Consider the following 13,251-nt stretch of genomic DNA (forward strand, 5'->3'; position numbering starts at 1 on the left):
CATAAATAATGGAAGAGGTTTTAAAAAAATTAGAAGTAGACCAAAGAATAATAGATTTGGCTATGGGAAGGATTCCATTATATAGCGAATATAGTGGGTATAATTATTTCGGTAAATTCAATGAAGACAAATCGTTCCCGCAACCGCCATTTTTTATTCCAATAGTTATAAATTATGACAGTACTCCAATTTCATACGGCATTATAAACCATTGGTTTGTTGAGCGTGGCCGCTCTTATGGTGATATGGATTTTGCTAAAGAATTTGAAGTTGGTGAATTTGCGCTAACTGCAGATCAATTTTTAGATAGCCTGCTAATTGAAGAATATGATAATCTGTTTGAGGAGGGGCATTTAGATGAAGTGAGAAGAGACTTTAAATCATCTGCTCCCCCAGATTTAGTTCTTAAATTAAGTAAAAATGACGGGTTTAATAATTCTGATCTTCCTTCTTTTTCTGATTTCAGGCCGATTGGTTATTTCACTGAATCTGAACAGGGCTTGTATAAAGGAACTTCACCCACAAATAACGATTTTCTAATTCAAAAAAATCTGAACAATGCCTGCTACTGTGAAATTGCCCATAAAGAATGGATCGGTTATGTAGAAAAAAAAGGGGGTTTCAGCTTATTTAAGAAGAAGTCTCCATACGAAACAGTTGAAAATATACCTGAGTGGTTAAGGTCAGGATCAAATAAAAAGGAATTATTTGATCAGTATATACAAAAGCGGGAATTGGGACACGCCTGGTTAACTATTAATGGTCCTGGGTTCACTCCAATTGAAGTAGCTAAGCGGTTACTCATTCTTAAAGAGCATACCCAGGAAGAAGGCTTTCATCTTTGGGCAGATTACTGGTGTGATAAATATGGGGATGTTGATGATTTTATTTTTATGTAAGCTTTAATGTCTTATATATTATACTGTTTTTGATTGTTAAGCCGATTAATCTGTATAATCGGCTCGAATATATAATTGACAACATAAAGAATGGGCTAAATTCACTTATTTTTAGATAAGTTATATGAATTAGCCACTCTGTTTGCGCAAGTGTCAGGTGAAATAGAATATATATGATCAGGGGTCAATCACCGGATATTAGGGAGGAAAGCCCCCTCTACTTCATATTAAGCTATAATCAAAATTATTTTAAATATTTGTGATATCGTTTTGCATATTAAAAACATAAGTTCTATATTTGCAGTCCGAAAAAGGATAAACAAGGTTTGTTTTTAATTATCAGGCCTTTACATATAAAAATATTATTATACTAAAAAATGGCAAATCATAAATCATCTTTAAAAAGAATCAGAGCAAACGCTACTAAACGTTTACGTAACAGATACCAAGCAAAAACTACTCGTACTTTTGTTAAAAGATTACGTGCATCTGTAGATAAAAAATCAGGTCAGGAGTTATTGCCTAAAGTGATTTCTATGTTAGATCGTTTAGCTAAGAAAAATGTTATTCACAAAAACAAAGCTGCAAACAACAAATCTAAGTTAACTAAATTTGTTAACGGCTTAAAATAGTAATAACTTTACAATATTGTAAACGGGATAGGCTTTGGCTTATCCCGTTTTTTTGTTTATGGTAAAATATGAACAAAATCTGAATATCAAATCTTTAGCACTGGCCGAGCGGCCACGTGAAAAGTTAATTCTGAATGGCAGAAGACACTTGTCGGATGCAGAGTTAATTGCAATTCTAATCCGTTCAGGGCATACAAGTGAGACGGCTGTAGAAGTTGGACAGCGGATACTTTATAATTATAGCAATGACCTTGATTTACTGGGCAGAGTTTCGGTCGAAGACCTGACTATGTTTAAAGGAATAGGTAAAGTAAAGGCATTGTCAATTATTGCTGCCCTGGAACTCGGACGGCGAAGAAGAGAGCAGGCACCCGCTCAATTACAGCAGATCCATTCTTCCAATGATGCTTTTGATCTGCTCCGGCCTGTACTGGCCGATCTGGACCACGAGGAATTCTGGATGCTGATTATGAATAAAGCTAACTTTGTGACTTGTAAGCATATGATCAGTAAGGGTGGACAAGCCAGCACAGCCGTTGATCCTAAAATCATTTTTGAAAAGGCACTCAAAATGAAAGCGGCCTATATCATTCTCGCACACAATCATCCTTCAGGTAACTGTCAGCCCAGTAAAGAAGATGTTGCTGTGACCAAAAAACTGGTTGAAGCGGGGATGCTGATGGATACACCGATACTTGATCACCTGATTATTACCAATACAGAGTTCTTTAGTATGGCCGATCAGGAAATTATTTAATACCAATTCCCTATGTTTCTGTCCTAATAAATATACTGCAAAGCATTATTTTATATCTTTGCATTTTAGAATAAAATATAACATGAAGATATCATATAACTGGCTTAAACAATTCATACAAACTGACCTTAACCCACAGGAGCTTTCACTGATACTGACCAATATTGGTCTGGAGGTAGAAAGTCTTGAAAAAGTACAACCGGTGGCAGGCGGTCTGGAAGGATTAGTGATAGGCCATGTGCTTACATGCGTTCAACATTCCAATGCGGACAAGCTGAGGGTTACTACTGTAAATGTTGGGGCAGCAGAAGCAATACAAGTTGTATGTGGTGCGCCAAACGTAGCAGAAGGCCAGAAAGTTGTTGTGGCTACTGTTGGTACAACAGTTTATCCGAATGAAGGTGAGCCTTTCAAAATCAATAAATCAAAAATCAGAGGCGAAGTTTCTGAAGGAATGATTTGTGCGGAAGACGAGATCGGTTTAGGAGGTTCTCATGCCGGTATTATGGTGCTTGCTGAAGATGCAGTTATCGGACAGCCAGCTAAAGACTATTTCAAAATGGAAGATGATTACCTTTTTGAAATAGGATTAACGCCAAACAGAGCTGATGCAGCTTCACATTTAGGTGTGGCAAGAGATTTAGCAGCTTACCTGAGAATCGACTTGAAAATGCCGGAGATTGATTCTTTTAAAACAGCTAATGAAAACCTGACTGTTGCAGTTGAAGTAGCTGACGCTGTTGCCTGCCCTAGATATAGCAGTGTTTCAATCAGTGGGGTGACAGTTAAGACTTCTCCTGACTGGTTACAGGATAAATTAAAAGTTATCGGCATACGCCCGATTAATAATATAGTAGACATTACCAATTATGTACTGCATGGTTTAGGCCAGCCGCTTCATGCTTTTGATGCAGATCAGCTGGCAGGTAATAAGATCATTGTACAAAAGGTTGCTGAAGGAACTCCATTTGTAACTCTGGATGGTGTAGAACGTAAATTATCTGCAGAAGATCTGATGATCTGTGATGCAGAGAAACCTGTAACTATTGCCGGGGTTTACGGAGGTAAGAATTCTGGTGTAAGTGCTGAGACTAAAAATATATTTTTAGAGAGTGCTTATTTCAATTCAGTATCGGTACGTAAAACAGCGAAAAGACATGGCCTGAAAACTGATGCTTCTTTCCGTTATGAGCGTGGTACTGATCCGGAAATGACAATTACAGCTTTAAAATTTGCTGCACTGTTAATCCAGGAACTGGCGGGAGGAGAGATATCTTCTGTGATTTCTGATTTATATCCAGAACCAGTTGCTCCTTTTGATGTAGAGGTTACTTATAAAAATATTACCGGACTGATTGGTGCGGCTATTCCTGATCAGGAAATCAAAGCAATTATTACCTCACTGGGTATTACGGTTGCTGCTGAAACTCCTGAAGGTTTATCTTTAAAAGTTCCAAGCTTTAAAGTAGATGTTACCCGTGAATGTGATATCACCGAAGAAGTTTTAAGAATCTACGGATATAATAATATTGAGATTCCAGGTAAGATCAATGCTTCACTGACATTTTCTGCCAAGCCAGACAGAGAGCAGACACAACATGTGGTTGCTGATATGTTAACAGCTAACGGATATCTTGAAATCTGGTGTAACTCTTTAACTAAAGGTGTTTATTCTAAAAATGAAGAAGAAGTAGTTAGGATTTTAAACCCTTTAAGTTCAGATCTGAATGTGATGCGTCAGAGTTTGCTGATGCCGGCACTGGAAAGTGTTGCCTATAATCAGAACAGAAAAAACGGGGATGTTAAATTCTATGAATTTGGCAAAACTTATCATTTGATAAATGAGAAGTATGTTGAACGTCCAAGATTATTGCTTGTGCTTTCAGGATCTGATCAGACAGAACAATGGAATCAGAAACCTGCTCCGGTAAGTTTCTACAACTTAAAAGCTGCAGTGGATGCAGTGATCGGCAGATTGGGAATTACAAACTACCAGACTGAGGAAATCAGTGATGAGAACTTTGCTTTCGGATTGAAATATTTCAGAGGGCCACAGCCGATTGTAAGTTTTGGTGCGGTAACAGCGGCAGATAAAAAACAGGCGGATGTGGATAAGGATGTTTATTATGCAGACTTTGACTGGGCTTTATTATTGGATATCGTTAGAAAAAACAAGGTAATCAGTAAAGAAATCCCTAAATACCCTGCAGTAAGAAGAGATCTTTCTATGCTGGTAGATACGGATGTTACTTTTGATACTTTGAAAACTATAGCTTTCAAAACAGAAAAGAAACTGCTTAAGAATGTTCAGATATTTGATGTCTATGTGGGTGATAAATTACCTGAGAACAAAAAATCTTATGCATTGAACTTTACCTTGCAGGATGAGCAGCAGACATTAACTGACAAGCAGATTGATGCAGTTATGCAAAAGATTATAGCTAACTTAGCCCAAAGTGCGAAAGCAGAGATAAGAAAGTAATTTTATTTGTTACTTTTAGGAATATTATAAATACTATCAATTTTTAAATAAAAGATGTCTTCGGTTGCAGAACAATTAGATTCAGTATTACTTAAAGCAGCTCGGCTTATCGAGCTCTGTAATGCATTACAAGAGGAAAATGAGTTGTTAAAGCAGGAGAATTCATCTGTAAAATTAGCCTTGAATGCTGCTAAAATTAAAAACTCAGATCTTGATGAAAAGATGAGAGTACTTAAATTGGCGAAAAGTATTGAAGGAACAAGCGAAAAGACACTTGATATAAAGCAAAAAATTAACGATTTTGTGCGTGAAATCGATAAATGTGTAGTGTTGCTTAAAAAATAGGGATTACACGAAATTGAAACAAAGCTAAGAAATGGGAGAAATCTCGATAAAAATAACTATCTCGGACCGTATTTATCCTTTAAAAGTGAATATGGAGGAGGAAGAAATTGTAAGGCGGGCAGCCAAAATTATTAATGAGCGTATAAAGGACTATCAGGAAAATTATGCGGTCAGAGATAAACAGGATTTGCTATCCATGGCGGTGTTGCATTATGCAACGGCTGTATTAAGGGTAGAAAATAAAGTGCAGGATCAAGATACTGCGGTAGCTGAAAAAGTTGAAGAATTAGATAGTTTACTGAACGATTTTTTTACCAAATAGGATCGTCCTTTAATTTCAAAAGCGTAATAAAGATTTAACCGTTGTTAAATTTTAGTTTCATTGTTTCGTAATCTTTAAATGCAGGCAGGGTAGCTGGGATCAGCTGCTGTTAATCGTTGCATGTATTTAGAGCGGTAAGACAGGGAAATAAAATTTAACAGCGGTTTTTTTTTAAGTTAAAATTGAACAATGGTAATGAGAGGCTTGCATGAGCATACAGGATTAAGTGATGTTTATGCACGTTTATATATATAAATTAAAATGGAAATAATAGGAATAATTGGATATGTACTGGCCAGCTTAGTTGTTGGTATACTGGTGGGCAGATATTTACTGCGCAGCCTGTTAAAAAAACAGGAGATTGCAGCACAGTCAAAGGTGAAGAAAATTTTAAAAGAGGCTGAAAGTAACGCTGAGATTTTAAAGAAAGACAGATTACTGGAAGCAAAAGAGAAGTTTCTGCAATTAAAAACTGAGCATGAGCAGGAAGTAAACGCTAAAAATAATCAGGTAAACCAACGTGAAAATGCGATTAAACAGAAAGAACAATCTGTAAACCAGCGTCTGGAAAACATGAACCGCAAGGAACAGGAACTGGATAACAGCAAGAAAAACCTGGAGAAACAGACTGATATTGCCATTAAAAAACAAGAAGAAGTTGACTTGCTGAAAAATCAGCATGTGAAGCAACTGGAAACAATCGCAGGATTAAGTGCTGAAGAAGCAAAAAACCAGTTGGTTGAAAATATGAAACAGGAGGCCAGAACGCAGGCAATGATCCAGGTAAAGGATATCGTTGACGAGGCCAGGCTTACTGCAACTAAAGAAGCTAAAAAAGTCGTGATCCAAACCATACAGCGTACTGCTGTTGAAGCGGCAATTGAAAATACGGTATCTATCTTTCATATTGAAAGTGATGAGATCAAAGGTCGTGTAATTGGACGTGAAGGAAGAAATATCCGTGCGCTTGAAGCTGCTACCGGTATTGAGATTATTGTGGATGATACTCCTGAGGCGATTATCCTTTCAGGTTTTGATCCGGTAAGAAGAGAGATCGCCCGTTTAGCTTTACACCGTCTGGTAACTGACGGACGTATCCACCCTGCACGTATTGAAGAGGTGGTTGCTAAAACCAAAAAACAAATTGAAGATGAGATTGTCGAAATCGGTGAACGTACAGTAATCGATTTAGGTATTCACGGTCTGCACCCTGAGTTAATCAGAATGGTTGGACGTATGCGTTACCGTTCTTCTTATGGACAGAACTTATTACATCACTCCCGTGAGGTAGCTAACTTCTGTGCAACAATGGCAGCAGAATTAGGCTTGAATGCTAAAATGGCTAAACGTGCAGGATTACTTCACGATATAGGGAAAGTGCCTGATGATAACCCTGAATTGCCTCACGCTATTTTAGGTATGCAGCTTGCAGAGAAGTATAAAGAACATCCTGAAATTTGTAATGCTATCGGTGCCCACCATGATGAAATCGAGATGACTTCTATGATCTCACCGATCATACAGGCTTGTGATGCAATTTCTGGTGCCCGTCCTGGTGCAAGGCGTGAAGTAGTTGAAAGTTATATCAAACGTTTAAAGGAATTAGAAGAGCTTGCGCTTTCTTATCCTGGTGTTGAGAAGACTTTTGCTATCCAGGCTGGTAGAGAATTAAGAGTTGTAGTTGAAAGTGAAAGAGTAACGGATCAGCAGGCTGAATTATTAGCGGCAGATATCTCTAACCGTATCCAGACTGAAATGACTTACCCGGGTCAGATTAAAGTTACTGTGATCAGAGAGACCCGTTCGGTTGCCTTTGCTAAATAATCTAAAAAAAATATACTGATGAAGCGATAGATTATTCTATCGCTTTTTTTATTTTTATAGTATGAAGAAACAGAAATCCCCGGTGGGAAAATTGGAGCATAAGAAAGAAGTAGATATTCTGTTTGATACCTACTCAGAAAGTCATCAGAATCCATCTAACGAGCTGATTCATTGGGTCTGTGTACCTTTAATCGTATTTAGTATATTGGGCCTGATCTGGTCTATCCCTTTTCCTTATCTGGGTTTTCTGGGAAAATATAATGGCTTTGTGAACTGGGCTTCTTTTTTAATTGCCTTTTCTGGGTATTATTATTACCGTCTTTCGCCTGTACTTTCTTATATGATGATCCTGCTGATCTTCGCAGCTGCATTTGTTATTGTACAGCTGGAGAAGTGGGCACTGGCAGGCGGACCTGCACTTTGGCTGGTTTGTGCGGTGATTTTTGTACTCTCCTGGATTGGTCAGTTCATTGGACACAAAATAGAAGGTAAAAAGCCCTCATTTTTACAGGATGTTAAATTTCTGTTAATCGGACCAATCTGGTTGTTACATTTCATCTGTCTTAAGGTTGGATTGAAATATTAACTCTACACGTTTTAGTTAACTGGCTATGCCAGTGTTAGTCTGGAAGGTTAAAAAGGAAGCCGCTGAGTAATCACTCAGCGGCTTCCTTTTTACGATATATTCGGATTTGTAGCGACTTAACGTAATCTTAATATTGAGGAAATATTATTTTAAGGCTTACAGGGAGCCTGGCGAAATATTATTTAGCCTCTGTATGCTGGTTTTAGCGTTTTAACAAGGCATTTTAATACGGTTTTAATCTTTTTTTAATTCATCTATAATTTGATATTAACTGATTGGCTCGTTAATGTGAAATTAATATTAACGTCACATTGCTCACCTAGTTTTACAAAAAAAACAGAAGCAAGAAAAATGAAAAAATTTCTAACAATTAATCTCTCCTGCGTAATGCTAACCTTCCTCCTTTTTATGGGGTTAGGTGTGAGCGCGCAGGTAACGACATCAAGCGTTAACGGTAAAATTAAAGATGCGAAGGGACAGACCATTCCTGGAGCAAGTGTTTTAGTGTTACACGTTCCTACTGGAACTAAATATGGTGCAGTTACAGGATCTGATGGATATTTCCGTATTAATAACTTAAATCCTGGAGGACCTTACAAAATCACAGTTACTTATGTAGGTTACAACAAACAGGAAAAAGAAATCAACAGCCTTGGTTTAGGTATCGATCAGCGTATGGACTTCACTTTAACAGATGAAGGACAACAACTGAGTGAGGTTACTGTTAAAGGTAGAAAAGGTGGTGTTAAAGTTGGTGCAGGTACACAGATCGGCGAAGAGCAGATCAAAAACATGCCTACAGTTAGCAGAAGCTTAACGGATTTAACCCGTACTACGCCACAAGGTAGCAAGGACAACTCTTTTATGGGTACCAACTTCAGATACAACAACGTAACTATTGATGGTGCTATTAATAATGATGCTATTGGTTTCAGTCCTTCATTAGGGGGGCAGAGTGGAAGTTCTGGTATGCCAGGTAGCAGTACAAGAACAAACCCGGTATCAATTGATGCGATTCAGGATGTTCAGGTATTATTAGCTCCTTACGATGTTAAGATTGGTAACTTTACTGGTGGTAGTGTGAATGCGGTAACGCGTTCTGGTACAAATGATGTATCGGGATCTGTTTATGGTTATGGCCGTAATGCAAGTTTGATTGGTAACAACAAAACTGGTGATGGTTCAAAAGAGCCTTCTGCTTTCCATGATTACCAGACTGGTTTCAGATTAGGTTTCCCGATTATTAAAAATAAATTATTCTTCTTTACCAATGAGGAGATCACCCGTCGTCAGGATCCTGTGATCTTAGGAGCTGGTTCTCCTGATATGAAAGTTCTTACTTTAGATCAGGCGCAGCAGATATCTGATTTGATGAAAAACAAATATGGTATTGATGCCGGTGCATTTAAAGCTACCGATAACTATTCAATCTATGCCAGATCAAATAAGTTCTTTAACCGTGTAGATTGGAATATCGATGATAAAAATCAATTGACTATCCGTAACAACACGATTACTTCTGAAGCGACTAACTTAGAACGTGACCAGTCAAACTTCAGATTTGGTGGTATTGATTATAAACAAACAAATAACCAGAGTTCAACTGTTGCTGAATTAAAAAGCAGAATCAACAATGATATGTCGAACAGTTTAGTAGTTGGTTATTCAAATATTCATGATTTTAGAACACCAACGTCTAACCCTGCATTACCTCAAATTGAGATCGGCGGAGCAAATGGTGGAACGATATTTTTAGGTACTGACCGTGAAGCCAGTATCTTCAACATGAAACAAAAGACTCTTGAATTTACAGATAACTTTACTTTAACTAAAGGAAAACACACATTTACTTTTGGTACACACAATGAGTTATATAATATTACTTATGGTTTCGTGAATTCATGGAACGGCCGTGTAGCTTATGCCAATATACCTGACTTCTTAGCAGGTGTTCCTAGTCGTGTTCGTACTAACTACAATTATGCTGATAATTCAAGGGATAACATTATGGCTAACCCACCAGCACAATTCAAGTTAAATATGTACAGTGTTTATGGTGAAGATCAATGGCAGGTAACTGATCGTTTCAAACTAACTTACGGTTTGAGATTTGATTTAGCTGATATGCCAAACAAACAACCTTTAAGTTCAAAAACTACTGGTGCACCAGTTGATCCTAATTATGGTACTACTTTTACTTACACTCAGCCAAGCCAGATTAAAAATAGCTTCTTTGGACAGGTCCAAGTTTCTCCTCGTGTTGGATTTAACTTCGATGTGTTAGGCGATCAAAGTCTGATCATGCGTGGTGGTAGTGGTTTATTTACTGGTAGAGTTCCTTTTGCATGGTTAGGTTATGCTTATTATAATAATGGGGTAACTTATGGTGCATATGATAATAAATCAAGTCAAGTTGCATTTGCTCCTGGAAGCGATCCTATCAGAGATGCGTTGACTGGTAATGGTGAAGCTGGATTTGTTTCTAAACAAGTAGATAAAAATGGTAAGCCAATCAATGTAAGTGATGCAAATGGTCAAACTCAGGTAGATTTAATTGATAACAATTTCAAAATGCCAAAAACATGGAGAACAAGTTTAGCTTTCGATTATAAAACTGAGAATCAGTGGAAATTTACTGTAGAAGGTATTTATACTAAGGTTATCAATGATTTGAAATTCCAACAGATCAATATTACAGATAAACCTACATATTTAGTCTATGACACTCAACATCAGCAACCAATTTACAATGCTAGTAACACGAATAATCCGTTATACACTAACGCATACTTATTGTCTAATACAAGTAAAGGTTACCGTTACAGTATAACGGGTCAGGTTTCTAAATCCTTCCCTTTTGGTTTAGATGTGATGGCTGCTTATACTTATGGACAGTCTAAAGATGTGACCAATGGTATCAGAAACTCAATGGAATCTAACTGGCAGTTGAACCAGGCTTTAAGCCCAAACAATCCTCAGTTAGCTAACTCTAACTTTGATATCCGTAACCGTATCGTATCTACTGTTAACTATAGATTTGCATGGGATAAAGCGAATAAATATGTGTCGAGTTTCTCTCTGTTCTATAGCGCACAGTCTGGTTCTCCATACTCATATGGATTCCTGAATACTACAATCAACGGAACAGGTCAGAACGTAAGTTTAGCTTATATTCCTAAAGCGGGCGAAACTATTAACTTCTTTAAAGATATCGCAGCAGTTCCACCAAGTGGTACATCTGCAGGATCTCCGGCAATTTCTGCAGCGACACAAGCAGCAGCTTTTGATTCTTATATTGATGGTGATAAATATCTTAAAACAAGAAGAGGTAATTTCACTGAAAGAAATGCAGCGCGTACTCCATGGAATACACAACTTGATTTCCGTTTTACTCAGGATATCAGAATCATAGAAAACGGTAAACATAAACATACTTTAACGTTCACTTATGATATTGTTAACTTGACTAACTTGTTAAACAAAAACTGGGGAGTTCAGTATTTCTCTCCTAATACGTATAACTCAATGGCAAGTATTGGTCTGAGCCCTGTTAAAGGTGCTGCAGGTAACGCTACTACTTACCCTACTTATACCTTCAATAAGGATAATGCAAGTAACTACTCAAAAGACTTCTTTGCTTCAAGATTCCAAATGCAATTTGGCTTGAGATATAGCTTCTAATAAATACTCTCTTTGAAGAGAACATAATTAAAACCCCTTATCTATTTATTTAGATAAGGGGTTTTTTGTTTATTCAGTTTTAAAATCAAATTGATTTAAAGAATTAGCTCGCTGAAATGATTTCTGCGATATCATAATCTATTCCAAAATAGACATGTATTAAATGATTTCTGGTTGAATTGATCTTTCTCCACTCAATATCAGGATATAGTGTTTTGAATTCAGGATCAACTTTTGCGCTTGCTTCGCCAATTATTTCTAAGCTTCTGACAATTGCTCTTGATAAAATAGGATCATTAATTACACTTTCCTTGTTTTTTCCATTTGTTGAATTAATTACAAAGGAGGTTTCTTAAAGAATATGCTTGAGTAATTTAATGTTAGAGGGGGTACATAATTCAGGCTGTTGAAATCGGTCCTTATCCCTCAAAATCTGCTATATTAGACCCGAAATGATGATTTATTCATCTGATAGAAAGATATAGTCACGGAATTTATGAAGCGTATAGTTTTAAGTTTATTGATCTCCATTGTGGGAGCAGGAGCGGTATTGGCTCAGCAGAAAGGTTTTACGATCAAAGGAAAGATAGGAAGCCTAAATGCTCCTGCAAAAGTCTATTTCGTTTCTCATGAAACAAAGACCCTGGATTCAGCGATATTAAAGAATGGAACCTTCCAATTTAAAGGTATAGTAAAGAAACCAGGGTTTGCAGATTTGAGTTTAGACCGCTATGGTGTTGGAAAGGATAATATTGACCTGGAAAATAATACGGATGAGCTAACCTTTTTTTTAGATAATTCAGAAATCACTGTGAATGCTCAGGATTCCCTGATACGGGGAAAGGTTACGGGTTCAAAGCGGAATGATCAGTATATGGCCTATGATAAATATATAGGTGGGACGGTTACTGCTGCCTATAAAAATTACCGGAACAGGATTTCTCCTTATTTATGGAACTCATACCCTTTTACTAAAGAATTTGATGAGTATATGTACCGGTTTAAGACCAGACGTTTTGAAAAGCAATTAAAGTTTATCGATGAGAACCCTGAATCTTTATTCAGCCTGTATGCGCTGACAGATATTATTAGTATGGGTTTTGATAAGGATATGAGTAAAACAGGTGCTGCTTACAGATCTATGGATGTAAAACTGCGTAATACTCAAGAGGGGCTACGTATAGGCAGGCTTATTCAAATCAGGAGTCAGGGAGCTGTAGGTACTATGGCACCTGATTTTACTTTGTATGATGTCAATCATAAACCGGTTACACTATCTGCTTATCGGGGTAGCTACGTGGTCCTGTATTTTTGGGTAACCGGTAATGATCTGATTAAAGCAGAAAACTATAGAATGAGCAAAGCTTCGGGATTGTATAAGAACAAGAAGTTTAAGATTATCAGTATTTCTTTAGACCCTGAAAAAAAGAAGAGGGTATGGGAGAAAGAAGTGAGAGAAAATAATTTACCATGGGTTCAGGTATGGGGGCTGAAATCCGGGCCGCTCGCTACAACAAAGCTATATGGGAATTTAGGGACTCCGGTAAGTATTGTTGTTGATCCGGATGGAAAAATAGCGTTGAAAGACCTGAATAGCCATGAATTACAGTATCAGCTGGCAGAATATATGAAATAGCCGATGTGTTATTAATGTATAGAAATGTTTAATACAGATAATCAATCCTTAATCATGACTTAACATGTGGCCTCTATATTTGTGATG

Annotated in this window: 11 protein-coding genes; 10 read left to right on the forward strand and 1 reads right to left on the reverse strand. The window is 37.3% G+C overall.

Going from position 1 to position 13,251, the window contains the following annotated elements; genetic code table 11:
* Positions 1–8: 8 nt before the first annotated feature.
* The 9 genes from HDE68_RS10170 to HDE68_RS10210 all read left to right on the forward strand — a co-directional run bounded on the left by HDE68_RS10170 (position 9) and on the right by HDE68_RS10210 (position 11,528).
* Positions 9–899: a hypothetical protein gene (locus tag HDE68_RS10170; RefSeq protein ID WP_183881455.1), complete on the forward strand. Its 891-nt coding sequence runs from the start codon at positions 9–11 to the stop codon at positions 897–899.
* Positions 900–1,276: 377 nt separating this feature from the next.
* Entirely contained in the window at positions 1,277–1,531 is a 255-nt protein-coding gene (gene rpsT, locus HDE68_RS10175; RefSeq protein ID WP_041878275.1) for a 30S ribosomal protein S20, read from the forward strand.
* 58 nt (positions 1,532–1,589) lie between these two features.
* Positions 1,590–2,288, forward strand: a complete 699-nt coding sequence (radC, locus tag HDE68_RS10180; RefSeq protein WP_183881457.1) for a RadC family protein — start codon at positions 1,590–1,592, stop codon at positions 2,286–2,288.
* A gap of 82 nt (positions 2,289–2,370) precedes the next feature.
* A complete protein-coding gene (gene pheT, locus HDE68_RS10185; RefSeq protein WP_183881459.1) occupies positions 2,371–4,770 on the forward strand; it encodes a phenylalanine--tRNA ligase subunit beta in 2,400 nt (799 codons plus the stop codon).
* Between the two features lie 54 nt (positions 4,771–4,824).
* On the forward strand, positions 4,825–5,115 hold the full coding sequence (locus HDE68_RS10190) for a hypothetical protein (protein ID WP_183881461.1): 291 nt from the start codon (positions 4,825–4,827) through the stop codon (positions 5,113–5,115).
* A gap of 31 nt (positions 5,116–5,146) precedes the next feature.
* Positions 5,147–5,437, forward strand: coding sequence for a cell division protein ZapA (locus HDE68_RS10195; protein ID WP_041878266.1), 291 nt, complete (start codon positions 5,147–5,149; stop codon positions 5,435–5,437).
* A 261-nt stretch (positions 5,438–5,698) separates the two neighbouring features.
* Positions 5,699–7,261: a ribonuclease Y gene (gene rny, locus HDE68_RS10200; RefSeq protein ID WP_183881463.1), complete on the forward strand. Its 1,563-nt coding sequence runs from the start codon at positions 5,699–5,701 to the stop codon at positions 7,259–7,261.
* Positions 7,262–7,322: 61 nt separating this feature from the next.
* Complete coding sequence (locus tag HDE68_RS10205) at positions 7,323–7,847, forward strand: DUF962 domain-containing protein (protein WP_183881465.1); 525 nt, start codon at positions 7,323–7,325, stop codon at positions 7,845–7,847.
* A gap of 351 nt (positions 7,848–8,198) precedes the next feature.
* Positions 8,199–11,528, forward strand: a complete 3,330-nt coding sequence (locus HDE68_RS10210; RefSeq protein ID WP_183881466.1) for a TonB-dependent receptor — start codon at positions 8,199–8,201, stop codon at positions 11,526–11,528.
* 103 nt (positions 11,529–11,631) lie between these two features.
* Here HDE68_RS10210 and HDE68_RS10215 read toward each other — a convergent pair whose 3' ends face one another.
* Positions 11,632–11,865 (reverse strand): DUF86 domain-containing protein, encoded by a 234-nt coding sequence (locus HDE68_RS10215; RefSeq protein WP_183881771.1) that lies wholly within the window; start codon positions 11,863–11,865, stop codon positions 11,632–11,634.
* Positions 11,866–12,024: 159 nt separating this feature from the next.
* Here HDE68_RS10215 and HDE68_RS10220 point away from each other — a divergent pair, with 159 nt between their 5' ends.
* Positions 12,025–13,164 (forward strand): DUF4369 domain-containing protein, encoded by a 1,140-nt coding sequence (locus tag HDE68_RS10220; protein ID WP_183881468.1) that lies wholly within the window; start codon positions 12,025–12,027, stop codon positions 13,162–13,164.
* The last annotated feature ends 87 nt before the right edge of the window (positions 13,165–13,251 follow it).

Origin of the sequence: Pedobacter cryoconitis (assembly GCF_014200605.1) — a bacterium.
In the GTDB taxonomy this organism is placed as follows: domain Bacteria; phylum Bacteroidota; class Bacteroidia; order Sphingobacteriales; family Sphingobacteriaceae; genus Pedobacter; species Pedobacter cryoconitis_B.